Origin of the sequence: Accumulibacter sp., assembly GCF_016789985.1 — a bacterium.
Classification (GTDB): Bacteria; Pseudomonadota; Gammaproteobacteria; order Burkholderiales; family Rhodocyclaceae; genus Accumulibacter.
On sequence record NZ_JAEUOL010000126.1, the window covers coordinates 1 to 24,077 of the forward strand.

The following is a 24,077-nucleotide window of genomic DNA, read 5'->3' on the forward strand; positions in this document are numbered from 1 at the left end:
TGGGATACAGGCCGGCTGGCTTCGCGCCGCGTTGCCGAGCCGCCCTCCGCTCTTCGGGCGCTACGCGCCCTCATCGCTGCGGGCAACTCGGCAACGCCTTTCCAGCTCGAAGGAAATTTACAGAAAGCATGTTGCACTAACCCGGTCTTATCCAAAGCCAGCCAGGCCAGCTTGCGGCCTTGTTCAAGATATCCCCCGCCCTTGATCAGAATTCCGTGACGCGCGGCGGTGGCCAGGCCACTGACGATGGTGACCGGGGTCGAGATCACCAGCGCGCACGGACAGGCAATCACGAGCAGCACCAGGGCCTTGTAAATCCAGTCATACCAGACACCGCCGAGCAGCAAGGGTGGGCCGATTGCCACGGCGAGCGCAATGGCGAACACCATCGGGGTATACACTTTGGCGAACCGGTCGACGAAACGCTGCGCGGGCGCGCGCTTGCCTTGCGCTTCCTCGATGGCGTGGATGATGCGCGCCAGCGTGCTGTTGCTGGCGGCGGCACTCACCCGGTAATCGAACGAGCCTGATTCGTTGATCGTGCCGGCGAAGACCTGGGTCGCCTTCGCTTTTTTCGACGGGCAGGCTCTCGCCGGTGATCGGCGCCTGGTTTACCACCGAGCGGCCGGCCACTATCACGCCATCCAGTGCGATACGTTCGCCCGGCTTCACCCTGGCCACGCTGCCGATCGCGACCGATTTGGCATCGACCTCTGTCCAGCTCCCATCTTGTTGCTGCACGCTCGCCTTCTCCGGTGTCAACTGCAGCAAACCGTGAATGGCGTTGCGCGCCCGGTCGAGTGATTTCGCTTCGATCAGCTCAGCGATGTTGAACAGGAACATCACCATCGCCGCTTCGGGCCATTGTCCGAGCATCAGGGCGCCGGTGACCGCAATACTCATTAATGCGTTGATGTTGAGGTTGCCGTTGCGAAGCGCAATCCAGCCTTTCTTGTAAGTGCCCAGACCGCAGCCGGTCACCGCCGCCAGAGCCAGCACGGCGACCAGCCAGGCTGGCCCGCCGACCCAGTGGGCGACTTCGGCACCGAGCGCGAGCAGCCCGGCGAGCAGCTGTGGCCAGTGTGCTGCGGTGGGCGCTGCCGGCACTGCGGCTGTCAGCGGTACCGGCGTCATCCCTAGTTCGCGGATCGCAGCGTCGATGCTCGGCAGGGCATTGGCCGTGTGCACAACGGTCAGCACTCGCTGCATCAGATTGAATTCGAGTCCCTGCACGCTGGCCATGTCACCCAGTTTCTTGCGGATCAGTGTTTCCTCCGTCGGGCAGTCCATTTGTACGATGCGTAGTTCGCTGCGGATGCTGCCGGCGGGAATGCCCAGCCTGACGCGCTGCCTGGCGGCTGGCTGCGGCGAATGGGCATGGTCGTGCAAGTGGTCATGGTTGTGGCCGCAGGCAGCATGATCATGGCTCGACTTGGCGGGGTGGCAGGCAGGCATGGCGAATGTCCGGGTTGATCGACGATGGCACATTGCACACCCTGAAGTTACTATAGAGTCAAGTGGTTTCTGGAAAGGACTCGCGCATGAAGATCGGCGGACTGGCGCAAGTGGCGCAATGCACGGTGCAAACCATTCGTTACTACGAGCAGGAAGGCCTGCTGCCGGTGCCCGAACGAAGCGCCGCCAACTACCGCAGCTACGGCCAGGCCCATGTTGACCGATTGCGCTTCATTCGCAACTGTCGGGCATTGGACATGACCCACGAAGAAATCCGCGTGCTACTCGGGATGATGGATCAGCCGGCCGGTGATTGCCGTGCCATCAACCGTTTGCTGGATGAACACATCGGGCACGTCGATATGCGTATCAATGAGTTGCTGCAACTCCAAAGCCAACTCGTGATGCTGCGCGAACTCTGTCAGAGCGAGCGCTCGATTGATGCTTGTGGGATCCTGCAGGGACTTGCCGCAATGGAAACCGAAATCAGGCACCCGCGCCCCACTCACCTCGGCTGACACTGCCAACATAAGGAATGCCTGTTAACGTGGGCGGGCCTTGCCGCGCATTTTCTCCGCTTCGCAACGATCCCCTTCCGGAGCCGGCTGATCCGCTGCAAGCCGCAGTCGACGAGGATGTTCTGTCTGATACCGTTGGGCGCCGATATCTTGCCCGAAGTGCAAGAGAATGTCTGCGGTCGAGCAGCCCAAATATTGGCGAAGAGGCGTCAGCACCCGTGGCCGAGGTGTGGCGTTGCATCACCGACTTCCGCCGTGTGGTCACCACTCTCCCGCATCGATCACGGAATCTCCTTCATGTCATGGGCAAGCTGATCGATTCCGGCATCCCGGTTCTTCCCGATGAAGTTGACGGACCGGCTGCCAGATGACTCCATCCGGGGGCGCTGCGATCCGGCAGCAGGTTTTTCCGGCCTGCTTGGCCGGGCCAGGGCAGGTTTTTTGTAACAAACTGTGTCCGCCATCGGACCAAAGCGACCGTCGGGCGTTATTTGGCTGATCGGCAGCCCGTCTGCCGGAACCTTCCGGATGATCAGCCATGCGCCCCTATCTTGCCATCCTGCACCGCTATTGCCGCTCGTTGGCACTCCTGCTGCTCTCCTTGTTGGCGATGTCACCCGCCGCGGCCGATCCGGCTGGCCGGGTCGGGCGGATCGCCTGGCTGTTCGGCTCGGTTCATCTGCACCGGGCGGAGAGCGGCGAATCGAGTGCGGCGCTGGTCAACTGGCCGCTGACCACCGGCGATGTCATCTCGACCGGAAACAACGGACGCGTCGAACTGCAGGTCGGATCGAGCCTCTTGCAGCTCGCCGGGGGATCGGTGCTCGAGTTCGTTCGACTTGACGATCAACGGTTCGTCCTGCGCCTGCTCGACGGCAGCCTGATTGCCCGCTTTCGCTCGTCCGAGGCAGCTCGCGAATTCGAGCTCGAAACGCGCGACGGACGTTTCCAGTTGCGGGATGCCGGACGCTATCGCTTCGATGTGGACCGTTCCAGCGTCGCTGGCACGGCGTACAGCGGCGCCATCCAGTTTGTCGCGCAGGACGTCGCGCTGGCGATTGGTGCCGGGCAACGGGTGCAAATCCGGAATGGCGGGCGCACCCAGTACCAGACGTCCGTCCCGCTGGAAGACGAGTTCGCACTCTGGAGTTCCGGTCGCGACCGGCAGTACGGCACGCTGGCCGAGCCGCGCTACGTCTCTCCGGAGATGACCGGCGCTGCCGAGCTCGACGCCTATGGCGACTGGCACGAGACACCGGCCTACGGTGCCGTCTGGTTTCCGCGCGCCTTGCCGGCCGATTGGGCGCCATACCGCGCCGGACGCTGGGCCTGGGTCGAACCCTGGGGCTGGACCTGGGTCGGCGACGAAGCCTGGGGCTTCGCTCCCTTCCACTACGGCCGATGGGCTTACTTCCGCGGTGCCTGGGGCTGGGTGCCGGGCCGCCGGGTGGTGCGACCGGTTTACGCACCGGCCCTGGTCGCCTGGGTCGGCAGCCCGGGTGGCGCCGTTCCCGGTCGGGCCGGTGCCCGGCCGGCGGTTGGCTGGTTTCCCCTGGCACCGCGCGAGGTCTATGTTCCGGCCTATCGAAGCAGCCCGAGACACCTGCGTGCGCTCAACTCGGCCCATCTCCCCAACACCGCACAGCTCAACGAAGTGACCGTCGCCCCGGAGTCGGTGGCGGCGCGTACCCGTTATACCAATCATCGCCTGCCGCAAGCGGTGACGGCGATGCCTGTCGAAGCGATGCGGCAGCGCCAGCATGTGCGCGAAGCCGCGATTCGGCAGCCCGATCATGCCGAGCTGGCCAACCAGCCGGCGCTGTTCCGGGCGCCGGTCGGTCGTGACGAGGTGCGCCGTCAGATCGGCCAGACGCCGGCGGAGGCCGGACGCCTGCCGCGCCCCGTCGCCCCCGCATTGCCGGCGGAGCAGCCGGTGCCGGCAAGGGCAGCGCCCGGTCGTGACGAGGTGCGCCGTCAGATCGGCCAGACGCAGGCGGAGGCCGGACGCCTGCCGCGCCCCGTCGCCCCCGCATTGCCGGTGGAGCAGCCAGTGCCGACAAGGGTGGCGCCTGGTCGTGACGAGGTGCGCCGCCAGATCGGCCAGATGCAGATGGAGGCCGAACGAGGGCAGCGACCCGCTCCATCCGGCCTCCCGGATGGTCAGACCGGCCGGCGTGGCGATGCCGGGTTCCCGCCGCATGGCGGGGCAGCCGGCTGGCCGGCAGCGACCTCGCCCACCCGGCCGCCAGCGAGCGCGCCGCCGTCGGGCGGGCATGCGTCGCCGCCCGCCATGGCAGCGCCGCAACGCGGCGAGCCGCGCGGGCAGCCGGCGGATGCCGAACGCGCCCGCGGCGGTGGTCACGTCAGGGAGAAGCGAGCCGACCCGCGAGACGAGGTACGCGCCCGCATGATGGGGACGCAATGAGCAGCCCGTTTCAAATGCCCAGCATCGTCGACGGCTGCACCCAGCGATCGAAGTCTTCCGGGCCGACCTCGCCGAGGGCCAGCGCCGCTTCGCGCAGCGTGCTGTCTGCCGCGTGCGCCTGCCTGGCGATTCGCGCGGCGCGGTCGTAGCCGATATGCGGCACCAGGGCCGTCACCAGCATCAGCGAGCGTTCGAGATGCTCGGCGATGCGCGCGCGTCGCGCCGCGATTCCCCGCACGCAATGCACCTCGAAGCTGTGCATGCCGTCCGCCAGGAGGCGGATGCTTTGCAGCAGATTGTGGGCGATCAGCGGCTTGTAGACATTCAGCTCGAAGTTCCCCGCGGCGCCCCCCAGGCCGATCGCCAGATCGTTGGCCATCACCTGACAGCAGAGCATGGCAAGCGCCTCGCATTGCGTGGGATTGACCTTGCCGGGCATCATCGAACTGCCCGGCTCGTTCTCCGGAAGAGCGAGCTCGCCCAGCCCCGAGCGGGGGCCCGAGGCCAGCCAGCGGACATCGCTGGCGATCTTGTTCAGTGCAACGGCCAGTGTCCTGAGCGCGCCATGCATGGCCACCAGCCCGTCGTGCGCGGCGAGTGCCGCGAACTTGTTGTCGGCACTGCAGAAAGGCTGGCCATGGCTTGCGGCGAGTAGCGCCGCGACCCGCGCGCCAAACTGCGGAGGCGTGTTCAGCCCGGTGCCGACCGCCGTGCCGCCAATCGCCAGGGGATGGAGCGCCGGCAATAGCCGTTCGATCAGCCAGCGGCACTGCGCCAGTTGCGCCACGTAGGCGGAGAACTCCTGCCCCAGGGTCAAGGGGGTGGCATCCTGCAGGTGCGTCCGGCCGATCTTGATGATCCCGGCAAATTCCTCCGCCTTGCCGGCGAGCGCCGAGTGCAGCCTGGCCAGCCCGGGCAGCAGATGACGCGTGATGCTCAGCACGGCGGCCAGATGGATGGCGGTCGGGAAGACATCGTTCGACGACTGGCCGAGATTGACCTCGTCGTTGGGATGCACGCGCCGCCGCGCGCCGCGCTCGCCGGCGAGCAGTTCCGAGGCACGGTTGGCCAGCACCTCGTTCATGTTCATGTTGGTCTGCGTGCCGGAACCGGTCTGCCAGACGGAGAGCGGAAATTCCTCCCCGTGCCGGCCCAGGATCACCTCATCGGCGGCGGCGGCGATCGCCGTCGCCTTGTCCATCGGTAGCCGGCCGAGTTCGCCGTTCACCCGGGCACAGGCCTGCTTGACCGCGGCCAGGGCCTGCAGCAACTCGCTCGGCAGGCGTTCGCTGGAGATCGCGAAATGCTCCAGCGAGCGTTGCGTCTGGGCTCCCCAGAGCCGTTCGGCGGGGACCTCGATCGGGCCCAGGGAGTCGTATTCGGTACGTGTTTCGCTCATGGTGATCTCCTTGCGCAAACGGGTGTCGCCTTGCCGCAACGGCCGGGCTGCCTGCCACAGCCGGCGCGAGTTCTCACCCCTGTGGTGCCGGTCGTCTGTCCTGACGCCTCCCGCCCTGCCGGCGTTCGGGCGCCAACTCGACCTGTCTGTTTGACCGTTGCGGCGGCAATTGATCCTGCCGGCTGGCTGGCCGGTGTGCTCCATCGCGCAGGCCGCCCGGTTGCTGCGCGGCGGGTGGCGGGAACGAGCTGCACTGCGGCGGGTCGAAAGCGGCGTGCCTGCCGGGCGGCGGCGTGCTGTCGCAGCAGCCCGGCAGGCCATCGCGCGCTGTGCGCCGGGCGGACGGGCTCCCCGGCCGCCGCTTTCTTCATCCCTACCGGAGATCGTCATGACCGAATATCACATTGCAGTCCTCGTCGGCAGCCTGCGTCGCGAGTCGTTCAACCGCAAGCTGGCCAGCGCCATGGTGCGGCTGGCGCCGGCGGACTTTTCCTTCAGTCAGGTGGAGATCGGCGACCTGCCGCTCTACAACCAGGACGACGACACCCACCCGGCCGCTTCGGTGCAGCGCCTGAAGGGCGAAATCGCCGCGGCCCACGGTCTGCTCTTCGTCACCGCCGAATACAACCGTTCGCTGCCCGGGGTGCTCAAGAACGCCATCGATCACGCCTCGCGGCCCTACGGCCAGAGCGTCTGGGCGGGCAAGCCGGCCGGGGTGTTGGGTGCCTCGGTCGGCGCCATCGGCACGGCGCTCGCGCAACAGCATCTGCGCAACGTTCTGGCCTACCTCGACGTCCCCACCCTTGGTCAGCCCGAAGCCTTCATCCATGCCAGGGAGGGCCTGTTCGACGAGGCGGGCAACATCGGCGAGGGCAGCCGCAAGTTCCTGCAAAGCTGGATGGAGCGTTATGTCGACTGGGTGAAGAAGCACACCGCCTGAGCGCAGTGCCCGGCACGCAGCGGCAGGTTCCGGGGCCGGGGCCAGGCCGCACCTGGCGTGGCGGCGTCGGCACGGCAGCCCGAGCCGGCTCGTGGCAGGAGTCGATGCGCGTATCACCGGCATCCGGATCCTTGCCTGAAGAGTCAGGAGGCTTCCACGACACGTCATGAGGCTTGCCGGACTGGTCGTGATACTTACCTGGAGGGTCGTGATGCCTACCGGACCCGTCGCGATGCTTACCGGGATCGTCACGATGCTTGCCGGACCGATCGGGATACCTGCACGACGCCTGCGGTCGCCTGCAGCGGGTATCCACGGGGTCGCTGGACGGCAGCGGTCGAGGGCATCGACAAGCTTGTTCGCCTGGCGGCCAGGCCAATCACCCGCCCACTTCGGGTCTACTGGACAGGCCGCAGCCCGGTGCGTATGGTGTCGTCCCTGAAGCGGACAGGGGCGCCAGGCTGGTCGCTTGGCTTGATCGGCGCCGCCGTGATTCCCCGTCCCGCCAGGGGTGTCTGGCGCCGGCACGTTTCCGGGAACAGGGAGCTTGCGCAGCAGGCACAGAAATGGACGGCGGCCAGCGGATCGTCGGGCATCTCGTCGGGTGCCGACTTCGTCAGACCGCACACAGACCCTATCGGGCGCGCGAGGTAATCGATGCTGAAGACCTATCGAGGCAGTTGTCATTGTGGCGCAGTCAAGTTCGAGGCCGAACTCGATCTCACGCAAGGCTCCTACCGCTGCAACTGCTCGATCTGCCGCAGAACCCGCTTCTGGCCGGCCGTCGCACGACCTGAAGGCTTTCGCCTCCTGTCGGGTGAGGCTGACCTGACGCAGTACTTGTTCAACACCCGCAAGAACCGACACTATTTCTGCAGGCACTGCGGTGTCCGTGCGTTTGGTGTGGGCACCGAGACACCCGTCGGAACGATGTATGGGGTCAATCTCGGCTGCCTCGAGAACGTCTCGGAAGAAGAACTGGCGCGCGTTCCCATCACGTATGTCGATGGTCGCAGCGACAAGTTTGCGCCCCCCGAACACTTTTCCCATTTGTGAATCCGGACGCCGCCCCTTGTCAACCGAATCACACGGAGACAGCCATGTTCAGGCCGATCATCAACATTGAAGAGGTCGCTCTCGAGCCACGGCCCGCCGCCTTCGCGCCCACGGGGGCAGCCGCTGGGCGCTTTGCTGCGCGGATGGGGTTGATCGGCCCGCGTATCGGAGCCCGGAAACTCGGCTACAACATTACCGCCGTACCGCCCGGCAAGAGCGCCTTTCCGTTCCACAACCATCACGTGAACGAAGAGATGGTCTTCGTGTTGCAAGGCTCCGGAGAAATTCGCATCGGTGACGGCACCTATCCCCTTCGCGTCGGCGATGTCGTTGCCTTGCCCCCCGGGGGAAGAGAAGCGGCGCACCAGATCATCAACTCCGGTACGGACGAGTTGCGTTATCTGGCGGTCAGCACCAGGCTGTCGCCCGAGCTCGCCGAGTATCCGGACTCCGGAAAGTTCGCTGTGCTCGCCGAGCTTGCCGCAGGTGCCGATGGCAAACCTCGGCGCTGGCTGTTTGTCGGCCGGGAGAGTCAGTCGCTCGACTACTGGGAAGGCGAGTGAGCGCAGCGACGTCCAGCCCCATGGCCAAGCGGATTGCCTGCCTGCTGCTTCCCTTCACGCGGCGCGCTCCGGCGGCCGACGAGTCCGGAGCCTGAACTTGCGTCAAGTCTTTCCCGCCCAATGAAGATCGTCAAACCATGTCGCGCGACGCGCTCGTATACGCAGAGTCTGCTCGCCTCTCCGGACGTCGTGTTCGCGCTGCTCTGCCCGGTCCGCGAAGCAGACTGGATCGAGGGCTGGGATCCGCTGTTGGTAGTCTCCGGGTCCGGTGTTGCCGAGGCCGATGCTGTCTTCGTCACCGCCGCCGGAGCGGATGACGCGGTGTGGTACATCACGCGCCACGAGTCGCAGGCAGGCTTTGTCGAAATGATCCGGATCACGCCCGGGGTGACCGCCTGCCGGCTGACCATCCGGTTGCGGCCGGCCGCTGGCGGCTGCACGGCGGACATCACCTACACGCACACCAGCCTCGGGCCGCGCGGCGATGCCTTCGTCGCGTCCTTCACCGAGGCGTACTACCAGGGCTTCATGCAGGAGTGGGAGGCGAAGATCAATCACTACCTGCGGCATGGTGTTGCTCTGCCGGCCGAGCGGGGCTAACGGTCACGGCAGATCTTGCCGATGATCCGGCTGGCTGGTCGCCGGGATGACACAGGTCACCGTCGGCCGGGCGAGGATCAACCGAGGAAGAACTGCGCCCGGCTCGTGCAGGCGAAGTCGGCCGCCCAGGCAGGCAGCGCCCTGCCGGCAGGCGCCAGTCCGTCGCGGCAATCGTCCCGAGCATGGCGCGCCGGCCATTGCCGGCGGGCCTCTGGTCGTCTGCCCGTATCGGCTTCCCTTTCATCCGCTTGCCGGCGTCTCTTCGGGCGGGTTGACCGCCGTGGTTGCGGTCGAGACTGCGGCGACCTGCCGCCGGTAGCGCTGGCCCAGTTGCCGGCCCAGCCAGGCGAGTGCCAGGGCGCCAGGAATGGCCGCCAGGGCAACGCCCGCGGTGCCCAGCCCGGCGGCGGCGTGCAGCCAGCCACCGAGGGCATCACCGGCGCGCGACAGCACGGTGTCGATGACGTTCTTGGCCTTGTAGCGCGCCTCCCGTTCGACCGCCGTAAACAGGGCCTCGCGCGCCGGGCGCAGCAGGCCATGACCACCCGCTCGCGAAATGACCTGGACCACCAGCACTGCGGCGAGTACCGGGATGGCCGCCAGCACCGCCAGCGGTATGGTCAGCAGCAGCGGCACCGCCGCCAGCGTGAGGCCGATACCCAGACGCTGCATCAGGCGGCCGGCGACCAGCGCCTGCAGCCCGAGGGCGAGCAGGTTCACCGCCAGATCGATCAGCGCGAAGAGCTGGGTACGCGCTTCGGCGCTCAGGGCCGCCGCCTTGACCAGGCGCGCCTGCTCGAAATAGACGAAGGTGCCGACCACACTCTGCAGCACGATGAGCAGCGCAATCATTGCCAGGTAAGGTGAGGTGGCGACTTCCCGCAGCCCGGCGAGCACCTTGCCGCCGACTGGCCGGCCCGCCGCGGCCGGCGCCCGGCCGTCCGCGACGCGCAGGATGCAGAGCAGCGAGAGCAGCATCAGGGCCGCCGAAACCAGGAGCAGGCCATGCACCCCGACGGCGTGCACCGAGACGGCGGTGAGCGCCGGGCCGAGCAACGCGCCGCTGCTGCCGCCGGCGGCGATCATGCCGAACAGGCGCCGGGCCTGGGCGTGTGCGAAGCTGTCGGCCATTGCCGTCCAGAACAGCGAGACGACGATCAGATTGAAAACGCTGACCCAGACGAAGAGGGCGAGGGCGGCGACCGGCGAGGCGCCGCCGGCGATCCAGACCTGAAAACCTGCGAGGACCAGTGCCGTCAGGCCGAAAACCGTCGCCAGCAATTGCCGGCGTGGCAGCCGGGCCGCCGCCCAGCCATAGAGCGGGACGATGGCGAACATGCCGGCCAGCGTCAGGGTGAACGCCCATTGCAGCTTCTCCGGCCCGATCTGGACGCCCATCTCCTCGCGCAGCGGACGCAGCACGTAATAGCCGGCGAGGAGCAGGAAGAAAGCGGCGAAAGACCAGGCCAGGAGGCGTCCCTCGCCCGGACGGCAATCGACCAGCCGCGCCCAGTGCTCCCTCACGTTCGATGTCGATCTCACCGCCGCTTGGCCCGGCGGCGGGTGGCGCAGCGCGTGGCGAAGTTCTCGGCAACCACGATGGTGCGTGCCCCGGAGTCGCGCAACGGGTGCTCGAGCTCCGGTGCGGTGTGCAGCGGGCTGGGCAACATGTTGGCGACCCGTTCGCCTCTGTCCATGCCCGGCAGTCCTGGCAGGAAGGCGGCCAAATCGCGCGCCAGTTTGTCCACCCCGGAGTGGCTGAGCGTGCGCCCCGGGTTGTGGAAAGCCGGGCGCTCGGCATGCTTGTCGACGACCTGATCGAAGAGGTCCGCCAGCGATCGGTACTGGTCGGGGTCGATGTCGTCCGGGCGGCCGGGCGGGTGGCTTGCCAGCCAGATTCTCTCGCTCATCGTCTGCTCCTCTCCGGGGGGCGGTCGTGCCGTTCCGGTTCAGCTCAGGCAGCGCCGATCGCCGCCCTGATCTCTTCGCTGTCCGCCACTACCGGGAAGGCCGCGCGCACCTCCGCCGTGATGTCGAGGGGCCGGCCGTTGGTCGCATCGCAGTACACCCACAAGGTTTCCGCTTCGACGACCGTCTTCCGGTCACGGGCGCGCAGGAAGCGATACCTGCGGGGCGAGGTCTGTGCCTGCATGCCGGCGACCCAGGTGGCGACCAGGAGTTCGTCGCCCCTGAAAGCTGGCCGGATGTATTCGATGTAATGCGAGCGGATGACCCAGGTGGTCTTCTCCTCGAGGTAGCGGGCTATCGGCCAGCCCTGCTCGTGCGAATGCGCCGTGGCGATATCCTGCATCCAGCGCACGTATTCCTGATTATTGACATGGCCGTTCATGTCGATGGCGTCGGCAGTGACGGTGAAGCGTTCAATCAGTATGCGCGGCATCGAATTCTCGGAGGGCGATCGGAAGCCGGATTCTACTCTGTCGCAACCGCTCCGGCGCGGGCTCAGTCCGAGCGGCCGGGCTCCCGCCCGTTGCAACCCTCTGCGGCACTCCTCGGCGGCGGCATGGCGCGCTTCCTCACTCGCCGCGCGGAAGGGCGAAGCGAAATGCCCGATTGACCCGGGTTGACCGCGCCACCTATACTCGACAGCTTTTCTCCAAAGGAGGTTTGTGCACATGCCGGTGCCTGGCCGATGATGGCAGTGATGGCGCAGTTGGCGAGAGTTCCAGGGTGAACGCCTGGCTGCGTCCCGCCTCGGCCGCCGTGCTTGGTTTTCTGGCGGTCTTGTTCGCGATCTGGGCGCTCGACCACTCGATCGTTCGGCCGGCGTTCGTCGAACTGGAGCAGGCTCAGGCCCTGGAGGATGGTCGACGGGCGCGCGCGGCAGTGGACAGCGAACTGCGGCAACTGGGCAATGAACTGGGCGACTGGGCGGAGTGGGACGATGCCTACGCCTTCGCAGCAAACCGCAATCCAGCCTTCATCAGCTCGAATCTGGGCGACTGGCGGACGCTGGAGAAAAGCGCGCGCCTGAATCTGTGTTTCATCTTTGCCCGCGACGGGCAGGTGCTCTACGGTGGCGCCTACGACGCCAGGCGGGGCGGGACAGTCAGCCTGGCGGCCTTCGCCGGCGAAGCCCCGGCCGTCTGGTCGCTGCTGCAGCCGAGCGCGGCCCAGGGGCAGGCAAAAAGTGGCCTGCTGCTCAGCGAGCGCGGTCTGCTGCTGCTCGCCGCGCGACCAATCCTGACCACGCAGGGGAGGGGGCCGGCGCGCGGCCTGCTGGTCTTTGGCCGCTTTCTCGACGAAAAGCTGCTGCGCACGCTGGTGGCGCAGACCCAGGTGGCTTTCGACCTGTTGCCGGCGAGCGATCCACGCCTGTCCGCGGACGAACGTGGTTACCTGGCAAGCCTGCCCGCCGGCGAGGCAGCCTTGCGACCGGGACCCGCCGGGTCTCTCATGGTCTACGAGTTGCTGTCCGATCTGGCCGGTCAGCCGACGGCCCTGCTGCGAACGCCGATTCGCCAGGAGATCTCGACCACCGCGCGGCGCACCGGTCAGGCATTGATGGGTACGCTGGGACTGCTGGCCCTGGCGCTGCTGCTCGGCGGAGCGTGGTGGCGGGAACGGGTCGCTGCAGGCCGCACCGTCCAGGTGGCGGGGAACAGCGCTGCCTGGAGCACTGCCGCGCTGGTCATGCTGGCTGGTCTGGTCCTGACCTTCGGGGTGTTCGCGGAGTGGCGACAGCGCGCCGAGGATGGGCTGGCCCGCGATTTCCGGAGCGCAGCCTCCGAACGGGCCGAGCGCATCATTTCGACGATCCAGGAAAACCTGGAGGATCTCGACACCGTGCGGCGTTTCTTCGCCGGGGTGGAGAGCGTCAGTCGCCAGCAGTTCAGTGCCTTCGTGACCCCCATCCTGGAGCAACACTCCTTCCGTGCGCTGGAGTGGCTGCCGCGCGTCACCCGCCAGCAGCGAGCAGCCCATGAAGCGGCGGCACGCCGCGATGGGCTCGAGGGCTTCCAGTTTACCGAGCGCGATGCGGAGGGGCGGCTCGTGCCGGCGGCCGAGCGCGACGAGTATTATCCGGTTTACTTTCTCGAACCCTATGTCGGCAACGCCGCGGCATTGGGTTTCGCGCCCGATGCGGCGCATCCGGCGCGTGGTGCCGCACTGGCCAGAGCGCGCGACGTCGGCCAACTGGCCGCCAGTGGTCGCTATGTTCTGGTGCAGGAGCCAGCATCCGAACAGCGCTTCTCGGTCCTCGTTTTCGCGCCGGTCCACGAAGGTTCCGTGGCGACCCCCGTCGATGAGCACGTTGGCCGGCCGCTGCGTGGTCTGGTGCTCGGGGTGATGCGCATCGGCGAAATGGTTTCCGACGCCCTGCGGGTGAGTGAAGCGGGGCAGTTGAGTTACCGTCTGACGGATCTGAGCGCCGACGGCGAACAGCAATGGCTTTACGATCATCCCTCGACGGCTGATTTCACGGCCGCCGTTGCCGCGGGTCTGCATTTCCAGCGGGACTTCGCGCTGGCCGATCGCGTCTGGCGCATCGAGGTGGCCGCGAGCAATGCATTTGTCGATCGCCACCTCGACTCGATTCATCGCTGGATTCCGGTCACCGGCGGTTTGCTGACCCTGTTCGCGGCGCTCTATCTGTTTGCCCTGATCTCGCAGCGGCAACGGGCGGAAGCGCTGGTTGCCGAGCGCACGCTGGAGCTGCAGGCGAGCGAAGCGCAGTCACGCCATATCGTCGAGCACGCGCCATTCGGCTTTCATTTCTACCGATTGACCGACGATGGCCACCTGATGCTGGTCGGTGCGAACCCGGCGGCGGATGCAATTCTCGGGATGGAGCATGCCGCTTTCGTCGGCCAGTCTCTTGAGGTGGTCTTTCCCGCGCTGGCGACGACCGAGGTTCCGGTCGCCTACCGTCACCTGGCGCAGTCGGGTGGGGCGCAACGCTGGCCAGTGGTGCGCTACCGTGATCAGAGGATCGACGGTGCCTTCGAGGTGGTGGCTTTTCAGATCGTTCCCGGCCTGATTGCCGCGGCCTTTTCCGACATCACCGAGCGCTGGCAGGCGGAAGCGGCCTTGCAGGACAGCGAAGCGCGTTACCGCATCGTTTCCCTGTTGACCGGCCAGATCATCTACGACTACGACTGTCGGAGCGGCGCCATTCAGTGGGCCGGTGCGATCAGCGGAATCACCGGCTACCGGGCCGACGAGTTCGCCGTCGTCGACCTGGCGGCCTGGGTGACGCTGATTCACCCCGACGACCGACCGCATGCGCGTGCTCTGCTCGACCAAGCGATGGCCAGTGGCACGGCCTACACAGTCGAATACCGCTTGCGTTCGAAGGATGGACCCTATCGCTGGATAGAGCACCGCGGCGCTTTTCTGCGTGATCCGGAGGGGCGTGCCTATCGCATGGTCGGCACGCTGCAGGACATCACCGCCCGCCAGGAAACAGAGGCGGCCCTGAGCGCCAGCGAGCAACGCTTCCGCTCGATGATCGAGCATGCGCCGGATGGCATCGTCCTGTTCAACGAGACCATCATTTATGCCAGCCCGGCCATCCATGCCCTGCTCGGCTATACCCCGGAGGAAGCCCTGGGCCTGGTGCCGGAGGAGCTGACTCATCCCGACGACCGGCCAGCACTATCGTCGCTGCTTGACGATCTGCGGCGCAAACCGGGACAGACCATGTCGACCCGCTATCGTGTGCGCCACAAGGAGGGCTCCTGGCGCTGGCTGGAAAGCACGCTGAGCAATCTCTCCGACGAGGCGAGCGTCGGTGCACTGGTCTGCAATTTTCGCGACATCACCGAGCGCCAGGAAGCCGAGGCGCACCTGCGTCTGGCGGCGGCCGTCTTTCAAGCGGCACGTGATGCCATCGTGGTGACCGACGCCGAGTGGAAGATTGTCGCCATCAACCCGGCCTTCACCGTCCACGCCGGCTATACCGAGGCCGAAGTGCGTGGACGCAGTCCGCGCCTGCTTTGGGCCGACCGGCAGCCGGAGGAGTACTTCGCGGCCGTACTGCGGGCGCTGCGACAGGAAGACCGCTGGCATGGCGAATTCTGGGTGCGGTGCAAGGATGGAGAGCGCCGTGCCGCTCTCGCCAGCCTCGGTGCGGTGCGCGATGCGAACGGTTGCGTCACTCATTACGTCGGTGTGGCGACCGACATCACTGCCCTCAAGGCCGCCGAGCAACGCATCGAGCACTTGGCCTACTACGATGCCCTGACCGATCTGCCGAACCGGGCGCTGCTGGCGCAGCGGGCGGAATTCGCGCTCGCCCTGGCAGCGCGCCATCATGGCGAGCTGACGCTGCTGTTTCTCGACCTCGACCAGTTCAAGCAGGTCAACGACTCGCTCGGCCATGCCGAAGGCGATGCCCTGCTGGTGCAGGCAGCGACCCGTCTGCAGAAGCTTACCCGGGGCGAGGACACGGTCTGTCGATTGGGCGGCGACGAGTTCGTTCTCCTGTTGCCGGATACCGGGCAGGAAGGTGCGTTGCGGGTGACGGACAAGCTGTTGGTGGCGTTTCGCCAGCCGTTCGCGGTTGGTGGTCATCCCCTGCGAGCCACGGTTTCGATCGGCATCGCACTCTATCCGCATGATGGGACGAATTTTGCCGAGTTGCAGAAGAATGCCGACACTGCCCTGTACCGGGCCAAGCAGGACGGTCGCAACACGCGTGTTTTCTACGACCGCAAGATGAACGCCGCGACGCTCGACCGACTGGTGCTCGAGAGCGAGTTGCGCCAGGCTCTGGCGAGCGGGCAATTGCGCGCCTATTACCAGCCGAAACTGCGGTTGTGCGATGGAGAAACGGTCGGTGCCGAGGCGCTGGTCCGTTGGCAGCATCCCGAGCATGGGCTGATTCCGCCGGGACGATTCATACCGGTGGCGGAAGGCAGCGACCTGATCGTCGAGCTCGGTGCCTGGATGCTGACCGAGGTTTGTCGGCAACTGGCTGCCTGGCGCGCTGCCCGTCTGCCCCCCTTGTCGATCGCGGTCAACCTCTCCGCCCGGCACTTTCGCCAGCCGGGCCTGGCCGACTGGATTGGCGAACAACTCGAGGCGAACAGGCTGCGGCCGGAGGCACTGGAACTGGAACTGACCGAATCCAGTCTGCTCGAGGCCGGGCCGCAAACGGCCGAAACCTTGCTCGCCCTGGAGCAGTTGGGCACCGGACTGGCCATCGACGACTTTGGTACCGGCTATTCCAGCCTGAGCTATCTCAAACGCCTGCCGCTAACCGCCCTCAAGATCGACCGGAGCTTCGTGCGCGATCTGGTCAGCGATCCGGATGATCGGACGATCGCCGCCACCATCGTTGCCCTCGGCCACGGCCTGGGATTGAAGGTGGTCGCGGAGGGGGTGGAAACCGCAGAACAGCGGAGCATCCTGCTCGAGCAGGGCTGCGATCTGGCGCAGGGCTACCTGTTTGGCCCGCCGTTGCCACCCGAGGACTTCGCGGCGGTCTGGTTGGGGGTGCCGAGCGGTTGAACGGTGGTCGCGGCGCGCGCTCTGCCTGACCGCATTCGAATTGTCCTGATCCCTGGCGCGCCCAGGGTCGGGGAAGCGAAGCTGGCTGTATACTCGACGCCTTTTCACTCGAGCGCTACTCCATGTCCAAGCCGAAAAACATCGGTTTCGTTTCGCTGGGTTGCCCCAAGGCACTGGTCGACTCGGAACAGATTCTCACCAAGCTGCGCGCTGAGGGCTATCTGATCTCGCCATCCTACGAAGGTGCCGACCTGGTGGTGGTCAATACCTGTGGTTTCATCGATGCGGCAGTCGAGGAGTCGCTCGAGGCGATTGGCGAGGCCTTGACCGAGAACGGCAAGGTGATCGTCACCGGCTGCCTGGGGGCTCGCGAGGAGGTCATCCGCCAGGCGCATCCGCAGGTACTGGCGGTGACCGGTCCGCACGCGGCGGATGAGGTGCTGCGGCATGTGCACGCGCACCTGCCGCAGCCGCACGACCCGTTTACCAGTCTGGTACCGGCGCAGGGAATCAAGCTGACGCCCCAGCATTTTGCCTACCTCAAGATTTCCGAGGGCTGCAATCACAACTGCACCTTCTGCATCATCCCGTCGCTGCGTGGCCCGCTGCTCAGCCGGCCGATCGGTGACGTGCTGCAGGAAGCGAAAACGCTTGCCGATTCGGGTGTGCGCGAGCTGCTGGTGATTTCCCAGGACACCAGTGCCTACGGGGTGGATCTGAAGTATCGCACCGGTTTCGTCGGCGGCCGTCCGCTGCGAACCCGGCTGCGTGAACTCTGCGAGGCGCTGGGGGAACTGGGGATCTGGGTGCGTCTGCATTACGTTTATCCTTATCCGAGCGTGGACGCTCTGCTGCCGCTGATGGCCGAGGGCCGCATCCTGCCCTACCTCGACGTGCCTTTTCAGCACGCCAGCGCGCGCATCCTGGGAGCGATGAAGCGTCCGGCGAGCGCCGAGAACAACCTCGAACGCCTGCGCGCCTGGCGGGCCGTCTGCCCGGAGATCACGGTGCGCAGCACCTTCATCACCGGTTTTCCCGGCGAGAGCGAGGGCGAGTTCGCGGAATTGCTGGCCTTCATCGCCGAGGCACGCCTCGATCGTGTCGGCTGTTTTGCCTACTCCGCGGTCGATGGCGCGGCCGCCAATGCCTTGCCGGGTGCGCTGCCCGAGGAGGTGCGCGAGGAACGCCGACAGCGCTTGATGGAACTGCAGGAGGACATTTCCGCCGAGCTGCTGGCGGCGAAGATCGGGCGTGAAATCGAGGTGCTGGTCGACGAGGTCGATGACGAGGGAACGATCGCCCGTTCGGCGGCCGATGCACCGGAGATCGATGGGCTGGTCTTCGTCAATGGTCATTTCGCAGCCGAACCGGGTGACTTTCTGCGCGTTCGTGTGGTCGATGCGGACGAGCATGATCTCTACGCCGAGATTGCCGGCAGCGCCGCCTGAGGGGCAGATCGTCTGGCATCTCTCGCTTCGCGAAGATTCCGACTGGCTGTCGGCTGTCGAGCGCTGCCGCTGCCCCCCGGCTTATTCGGGCTGGTGTCGTCCCGCCGGACGCCAGCGCAGGGCTTGCCGGCCCTTGTGGGCGAAATGGCGCAGCAACAGGCCGGGCGGCATGCGCAGCCACTGATAGCGGGCGACGCCAAGCTGCGCCGCAATCCGTCGCGACACTCCTGGCCGCCGATCGGGGATGCGCGGCAAGCTGCTGCGCGGAAACAGCCAGTCCATCAGTCGCCGGGCCACCGCCGGTGGGGCGGCCAGCGGCAGAGCAGCGGGCACAGCGGTGGCCAGCCATTCCCTGCAGTAGTGCAAGGCGTACCACAGCGGCCGCTCGAGACCATGCCGTGCGGCACGTTCGAGCAGCGCCTGCCAGTCGCCCGCCGTGTGCAGATGGGTGCGGATCAGGCCATCGATGTCGACCAGATCGCGCAGATTGTCGAGCAGTTCCGAATCCTGGAAAAGGTGGACCGCGGCGTGCAGGATCTGGTCCAGTGGATGCAGCACCAGGAAACGCTGTGCGGTCACCGGCTGCAGGTCGGCGAAGAGCAGGACCGTATCCGGCCGCAGACGGCCGGTGACCGGGGTGATCGTATGGTGCAGGTCGACTTCCATCGGATGCCCGGGAAAGCGCATCGGTGGCAGCTCGTGGCTCCACTCGCGGTAGTAGCGGTCGGCATAATCGTCGACCAATTCGGCGGCCCAGCCGGCGGCGAGCAGCGCGCTCTCGGCCGACTGCAGCTGGTCGCGTCCGACCATCAGGTCGACGTCGTTCGGCAGGCGCCCGCGCGCCATCTCCAGATTCTGCACGACGTAGGCGGCGCCCTTGAGTACCACGACCGGGATTTCGGCCGGTAGTGCGGCGTCCAGGGCGGCCAGTTCCATGCGCAGCATCTGGACGCGGTGCCCGGAGTAGGCCGTCGCCGAAAGCAGGTGGCCGCAGACGGGTGCCGGCACGTTGGCGAGAGAATCGGGTCGCGCGCGCAGGCGGCTGGCCAGCACTCCCAACAACCTCGCCTGCCGGGCAAGGCGTATCGTTTTGTCCCAGTCGGACAGCGTCAGGCTGCTCACCGGCCGCACGTCGCCCAGCAGTTGCAGCAGGCAGCGCAGAGCGGGATCGGCGGTTGCGCGGCTGCTCATGTTTCGCTTGCGTTGTCTGCCGACTCGGCAAGCAGTTCGCGTATCGCGTCGATTGCCTCGTCCAGCTTACTGTATTCCAGTGCGAAAGCCGGGCACGACTCGATGACGTCAGCCACGGCATCGAACGAGACCTGGCCGAGCAGGCCGTAGTTGAAGCTGTTGAAGGCGAGCCGGGCGAAAGCCTCTTCGCCCGGCAGGCGGCGCGTGCTCAGCATTGCACCCGTGCGAAAGCCCGGGAAGATCACCAGCCGGGGGCGGGCCGGGCGATGTCGGCAATCGAAACTCTCCTCGCCGGGGGCAAGGTGCGCCACGTCGCCCTTGCGCGTGCCCTTGTAAACGGGACCAAGCACCGCCTGGTCGGCATAATCGCGGATGACATCGATCGAGCGATTCTTCAGGGCGAGCGGCTTGAGCATCGGCCACAGTTGTCCGGTGCGTGGGCACAACACGCCAAATTCGTCGGACAGCAGACGAAAGCCGCGCAGCATCATGGCCGCGGTGAGCGTGCTCTTGCCAGCGCCCGGCGGCGCGGCGAGGATGACCGCGCGGTCGGCGAGCGCCAGGCTGCCGGCGTGCAGCAGGACATACTGGTTGAAGCGCTGCGCGAAGCACCAGTTGACACCCCACTCGAAGTGCGGCAGTGCCTGGTTTCCAGGGAAGGGGTCGAAGGGCTGGATGCCGTCGATCAGAAATCGGGACTGGGGGCGCAGGTACGCGCGCAGGCCCTTGCCGCCGCGAACTTCGGTATGGAAATCAGCGAACGGTGCCTCAGCCAGACTGAAGGCACCATAGACGTGCTGCAGGTGGTCGACAAAAGTCTTGAGGTCGGAGCCGACACGGACGACTGCCGCGCCGTAGTCAAGTTCGACAGATGCCGTGGAAAAACGCTGGAGCAAAAGGGCAGGGGGCAGGTCCCGGATTCGGGGGGGAGCGGCGATCATCCGCCAAGCATGCCCATCTCCTGCAAAGAACGCAACACCTGCTGCATCTCGGGCGTGTCGGGATCCACCTCAAGCTCGTTGCGCAAGAAGTGGAGTGCCCGGCTCCGGGGAACAGGCGTCTCGTCGATGCGAAGCTCGCCCAATGCCTCGAAAATGACCGCCGCTGGCGGCGTAAGAACGTGTGTCTGCCAGTCCCTCTGATCGAATACGACGCCGCCGTCTCCCAGTCGGCGGTAATGCAACAAGTGCGCCAAGCAGTTGATTTCCGGTCAGGGCGGCGTCAGCCACACATCATCAGGGGATGAGATTGGTTGTCGGGTCGGCCATCGGACCTGTTGGATGGATGGAGTTCCAGCACGAGGCATAGGCAACGGGTTTGTTGGTGACGTCGTCGAACACGAGGTAGTTGCCGGCTGTCTTGCCGGGGTCGACCGGGCTGCTCGGCCGTCCCGCGTCGAAGCGACGGACCCACTCGTCGGTTTGATCGGCAGGAAGCGGGTCGGGCGGCAGTTGGCCGCCGGCGAAATGTTTGTGCACACACGCATGCAGGCTGGTGTTGGCGAGCGCCTTGCCGGTTGGCAGAACGAAGATGGCTGGTGCCGCCACCGCTGCCTTCTTGAGCAGCCTCCGTCGCTGCTCGGTCCGTTCTTGTGAGGTCTCTGACATTTGCTTTCCTTGATATCGATATCGGCTTGACACAAACCATTCTAGTCCGCCTGGCCCCTCAATGCTTGCGCACTGCATCACGCTTTTGCCAAAGGAGCACGGCGAGAGCCAGGTTGGCGCAGTCGCCTCGCTTGCCGAATCACGCCTTTCCCTAAGCTAGCAAGTTGTGTGCCACAAGAGTTTGGTGAAGACGAAATCTCTGTAAATCAGGGGTCTATCGCCGGGCATCGGATCGTCCCGGACACTCTTCAAGGGTGAGTGTAAAAAAAACCGACAGTTGGCAGCGGGTGGCCGGAATGCCTGCTGGTCAGAGTTTGAGACGTTCCAGCAGCTCGCCTTCCAGCTTGATGCGGCTGGCCGTATCGCCAAGGTCGCCACCGCTGATCAGGAAGGTGTCCTCAACGCGTTCGCCGAGCGTCGAAATCTTTGCGGTGTGCAGGTTGGCATGATGGGCGGCGAGGGTCATGGCGATGGTGTAGAGCAAGCCCGGTCGGTCGGCGGCGCCGACCGACAGGACATAGTGTGAGCCCTTCTCGTCGGGCTCGATGGTGACCATCGGCTGCACCGGGAAGTGCCTGACCTGGCGCGAAAGTCGCCCGCTTCCCGGCGCTTCCGGTGGACTCTGACGACTGAGGCGTTCGGCCAGTTCGTGCTCGATGTAACTGATCATCTCCCGGTCGCTGTCACGGTCGCTGAGATCGAGCAGCATGAAGCTGTCGAGCGCGTAACCATGGCGGGTGGTATGGATCTTGGCATCGACAATGGTGTAGCCGGCCCGCCCGAAGAAGCCGACCACGCGGGCGAACAGATCGCGCTGGTCGCGCGTGTAGATCATCACTTCCAGCCCTTCGCCTTGCGGGTTGAGGCGTGCCTTGACGACCGGCTTTTCGACGCCGGTCCGATAGTGCAGCGCGCGCGTATGCCAGGCGATCTCCTCGGCGGAATGGCGCAGGAAATAGACGGTATCGAGCTGTCTCCACAAGCGTTGGTGCACCGCTTCGGGCAGCGCGAAATAGCGCAGCAGGCGCAGCGCCTGCTGCTGCCGTTCCTCGATCATTCCCTGCTTGGGAACCTGGCCGCCGGCGAGTACGGTGCGGCAGGTGCTCCGGAAGAGCTGCTCGAGCAGTTGCCCCTTCCAGGTGTTCCAGACTTTCGGGCTGGTGCCGCGAATGTCGGCGACGGTGAACAGGTAGAGGGCAACCAGTCTTCTCTCGTCTCCGACCGTTGCGGCAAAAGCCCCGACGACTTCCGGGTCGGCGAAATCCTGCTTCTGCGCGACGGACGACATCAGCAGATGGTGGCGGACCAGCCAGACGATCAGTGCGCCGTCGTCCGAATCGACCCCGTGCTGCGTACAGAACTCGGCGGCATCGACGGCTCCCAGTTCCGAGTGGTCGCCGCCGCGCCCCTTGGCGATGTCGTGGAACAGGGCAGCCGCGTAGAGCACCCAGGGGCGGGTGAAATCGCCCATCAGTTCGCTGCACAGGGGGTACTCATGGGCGAATTCGTCGGCGAGGAAACGGCGCAAGTTGCGCAGCACCTGCAGGGAGTGCTGGTCGACGGTGTAGACGTGGAACAGGTCATGTTGCATCTGGCCGACAATCTTGCCGAAATTGGGCAGATAACGACCCAGCAGTCCGAACTGGTTCATTCGTCGGAGCTCGTGCAAGACGCCCCGCGGCTGCTGCAGGATCTCGATGAAACGCCGGCGATTCTCCGGATCGCGCCGGAAATCGTCATCAATCAGGGTGCGTGCATGCCACAAGGCACGCAGCGTGCGCGCCGTCATTCCTTGCAGTTCCGCGTGTTGCTGCATCACCAGGAAGGCCTCGAGCAGGGTGCCGGGCGATTTGTCGAAAATGGTTTCGTCCACCACGTCGAGCAGGTCGTGCGTGTTCTGGAAACGCTCATTGATCGGCAGGGGCGCCTGATCGGGTGGCGGCGAAATTGCGGCACCGATGTTCTGCAGCAGGATCGTGTTGAGCTGGGTAACCATCTTGGCGGTTCGGTAGTACTGCTGCATCAGCCTTTCGCTCGCCCGGCGGGTAGCTGTGGGAGCGATGTTCATCTGTTCCGCCAGTGCCGTCTGGTAGTCGAAGAGCAGACGGTCTTCACGCCGACCGACATGCAGGTGCAGGCGTGTGCGCAGGCGTTGCAGGAAGCTGACGCTGCGCTGCAACTGTTGTTCCTCGTCCTGCGTGATGAAGCCGTGTCGTGCCAGATCTTCCCAGGAGTCCCCGTAGCCTGCCGCGCGTGTGATCCAGAGAATGGTCTGCAAGTCGCGCAGGCCGCCCGGAGCTTCCTTGCAGTTGGGTTCGAGACTGTAGGGCGAGTCCTGGTAGCGCCGGTGGCGTTCTTCCTGCTCCATTCGCTTGGCCTCGAAAAAGGCCGGCGCATCCAGCCGGTCGCGCAGTTGCCGGCAGGTCTGCACGAAGAGCTCGCCATTGCCGGTCAGCAGGCGCGCCTCGAGCAAGGCGGTCTGGACCGTCAGGTCGCCGGCCGCCGCCTGCGAGCACTCGGCGGGCGTCCGCACACTGGGGGCGATCTCCAGACCAATATCATAGAACAGGGCAATCGCCGCTTCCAGCTGGCAGGTCAGTTCGGCGTCGGGCGGTTCCGGCAGAAGGAGCAGGATGTCAACATCGGAATACGGATAGAGCTCTCCGCGGCCGTAGCCACCGACCGCGACCAGCGACAATGCTGCCGGCAAGCCCAGCTCCCGCCACAGATCACACAGGACATCGTCTACCAGTTGGCAGCGTTCCCGCAACAGGCGTGCTGCTCCACCGTCGTGGTAACGCTCGCGCAATGTCGTCTGGCCTGAACGCAAACGCGACCGGCAACCCTCGACCAGCGCCTGGTGTTGTGCCGCGGTGGTGCGCATCGGGTTCAGGTGATCCAGTCCGGCTGTGGCGGGGTGCCTGCCGACACGGTGAGAACCTCGTAGCCGGTTTCGGTGACCAGAACCGTGTGCTCCCATTGAGCGGACAGGCTGTGGTCCTTGGTGACGATCGTCCAGCCATCGGCCATCGTCCTGACGGGTGCCCGCCCGGCATTGATCATCGGCTCGATGGTGAAGATCATGCCGGGCTCGAGCCGGGCTCCGGTGTGTGGGCGGCCATAGTGGAGCACCTGGGGTTCCTCGTGGAATCTGGTGCCGATGCCGTGACCGCAGAATTCGCGGACCACCGAGTAGCCGGATTGTTCGGCATGCCTCTGGATTGCATTGCCGATGTCACCGAGGTACCCGCCGGCCCGCACCTGCCGTATGCCGAGCCACAGGCATTCGAAGCTCACCTCGCACAGGCGCCGCGCCTGGAGGGAGGTTTCACCAACCAGGAACATGCGGCTGCTGTCGCCGTGATAGCCGTCGCTGATCACCGTCACGTCCAGATTGAC

18 protein-coding genes and 1 pseudogene are annotated in these 24,077 nt (G+C 65.9%); 8 read left to right on the forward strand and 11 right to left on the reverse strand.

What is annotated here, in order from left to right; genetic code table 11:
• Positions 1-1,488, reverse strand: a pseudogene (locus JNK99_RS07300) (HAD-IC family P-type ATPase); the annotation flags it as partial.
• A gap of 53 nt (positions 1,489-1,541) precedes the next feature.
• Between JNK99_RS07300 and cadR the strand changes: the two are divergent.
• Both cadR and JNK99_RS07310 read left to right on the forward strand, forming a co-directional pair.
• Positions 1,542-1,973, forward strand: a complete 432-nt coding sequence (gene cadR, locus JNK99_RS07305) for a Cd(II)/Pb(II)-responsive transcriptional regulator (protein ID WP_291850775.1) — start codon at positions 1,542-1,544, stop codon at positions 1,971-1,973.
• 538 nt (positions 1,974-2,511) lie between these two features.
• Entirely contained in the window at positions 2,512-4,398 is a 1,887-nt protein-coding gene (locus JNK99_RS07310; RefSeq protein WP_291850779.1) for a DUF6600 domain-containing protein, read from the forward strand.
• 10 nt (positions 4,399-4,408) lie between these two features.
• Here the strand turns inward: JNK99_RS07310 and fumC are convergent, their stop codons facing one another.
• Positions 4,409-5,797, reverse strand: a complete 1,389-nt coding sequence (gene fumC, locus JNK99_RS07315; protein WP_291850784.1) for a class II fumarate hydratase — start codon at positions 5,795-5,797, stop codon at positions 4,409-4,411.
• A gap of 388 nt (positions 5,798-6,185) precedes the next feature.
• On the opposite strand from fumC, the gene JNK99_RS07320 reads away from it, so the two are divergent.
• The 4 genes from JNK99_RS07320 (at position 6,186) to JNK99_RS07335 (ending at position 8,956) form a co-directional block, all read left to right on the forward strand.
• Positions 6,186-6,737, forward strand: a complete 552-nt coding sequence (locus JNK99_RS07320; protein WP_291850787.1) for an NADPH-dependent FMN reductase — start codon at positions 6,186-6,188, stop codon at positions 6,735-6,737.
• Between the two features lie 657 nt (positions 6,738-7,394).
• Entirely contained in the window at positions 7,395-7,793 is a 399-nt protein-coding gene (locus JNK99_RS07325) for a GFA family protein (protein ID WP_291850789.1), read from the forward strand.
• A 44-nt stretch (positions 7,794-7,837) separates the two neighbouring features.
• Positions 7,838-8,356, forward strand: coding sequence for a cupin domain-containing protein (locus JNK99_RS07330; protein WP_291850792.1), 519 nt, complete (start codon positions 7,838-7,840; stop codon positions 8,354-8,356).
• A 120-nt stretch (positions 8,357-8,476) separates the two neighbouring features.
• Entirely contained in the window at positions 8,477-8,956 is a 480-nt protein-coding gene (locus JNK99_RS07335) for a hypothetical protein (protein ID WP_291850794.1), read from the forward strand.
• A gap of 240 nt (positions 8,957-9,196) precedes the next feature.
• Here the strand turns inward: JNK99_RS07335 and JNK99_RS07340 are convergent, their stop codons facing one another.
• The 3 genes from JNK99_RS07340 to JNK99_RS07350 are packed head-to-tail and all read right to left on the reverse strand — an operon-like array spanning position 9,197 to position 11,357.
• Positions 9,197-10,480, reverse strand: a complete 1,284-nt coding sequence (locus tag JNK99_RS07340; protein WP_291850797.1) for an MFS transporter — start codon at positions 10,478-10,480, stop codon at positions 9,197-9,199.
• 14 nt (positions 10,481-10,494) lie between these two features.
• A complete protein-coding gene (locus JNK99_RS07345; RefSeq protein WP_291850799.1) occupies positions 10,495-10,866 on the reverse strand; it encodes a hypothetical protein in 372 nt (123 codons plus the stop codon).
• 44 nt (positions 10,867-10,910) lie between these two features.
• Positions 10,911-11,357, reverse strand: coding sequence for an acyl-CoA thioesterase (locus JNK99_RS07350; RefSeq protein WP_291850801.1), 447 nt, complete (start codon positions 11,355-11,357; stop codon positions 10,911-10,913).
• A 290-nt stretch (positions 11,358-11,647) separates the two neighbouring features.
• On the opposite strand from JNK99_RS07350, the gene JNK99_RS07355 reads away from it, so the two are divergent.
• Both JNK99_RS07355 and rimO read left to right on the forward strand, forming a co-directional pair.
• Positions 11,648-16,432, forward strand: coding sequence for an EAL domain-containing protein (locus tag JNK99_RS07355; protein ID WP_291850804.1), 4,785 nt, complete (start codon positions 11,648-11,650; stop codon positions 16,430-16,432).
• Between the two features lie 122 nt (positions 16,433-16,554).
• Entirely contained in the window at positions 16,555-17,880 is a 1,326-nt protein-coding gene (rimO, locus tag JNK99_RS07360; protein WP_291850807.1) for a 30S ribosomal protein S12 methylthiotransferase RimO, read from the forward strand.
• Between the two features lie 81 nt (positions 17,881-17,961).
• Here the strand turns inward: rimO and JNK99_RS07365 are convergent, their stop codons facing one another.
• The 6 genes from JNK99_RS07365 to map all read right to left on the reverse strand — a co-directional run.
• Positions 17,962-19,071: a nucleotidyltransferase family protein gene (locus JNK99_RS07365; protein ID WP_291850810.1), complete on the reverse strand. Its 1,110-nt coding sequence runs from the start codon at positions 19,069-19,071 to the stop codon at positions 17,962-17,964.
• On the reverse strand, positions 19,068-20,012 hold the full coding sequence (locus tag JNK99_RS07370; protein ID WP_291850813.1) for an HprK-related kinase A: 945 nt from the start codon (positions 20,010-20,012) through the stop codon (positions 19,068-19,070). The genes JNK99_RS07365 and JNK99_RS07370 overlap by 4 nt, the downstream gene beginning before the upstream one ends.
• On the reverse strand, positions 20,009-20,266 hold the full coding sequence (locus JNK99_RS07375) for an HPr-rel-A system PqqD family peptide chaperone (RefSeq protein WP_291850816.1): 258 nt from the start codon (positions 20,264-20,266) through the stop codon (positions 20,009-20,011). Before JNK99_RS07375 ends, JNK99_RS07370 begins: the two co-directional genes overlap by 4 nt.
• 40 nt (positions 20,267-20,306) lie before the next feature.
• The gene (locus JNK99_RS07380) at positions 20,307-20,678 is read right to left on the reverse strand and encodes a hypothetical protein (protein WP_291850820.1); all 372 of its coding nucleotides are present in this window, start codon (positions 20,676-20,678) and stop codon (positions 20,307-20,309) included.
• A gap of 307 nt (positions 20,679-20,985) precedes the next feature.
• The gene (locus JNK99_RS07385) at positions 20,986-23,562 is read right to left on the reverse strand and encodes a [protein-PII] uridylyltransferase (RefSeq protein ID WP_291850823.1); all 2,577 of its coding nucleotides are present in this window, start codon (positions 23,560-23,562) and stop codon (positions 20,986-20,988) included.
• Between the two features lie 5 nt (positions 23,563-23,567).
• Positions 23,568-24,077: type I methionyl aminopeptidase (map, locus tag JNK99_RS07390; protein ID WP_291850826.1), on the reverse strand; the 510-nt coding region annotated here is incomplete at its 5' end.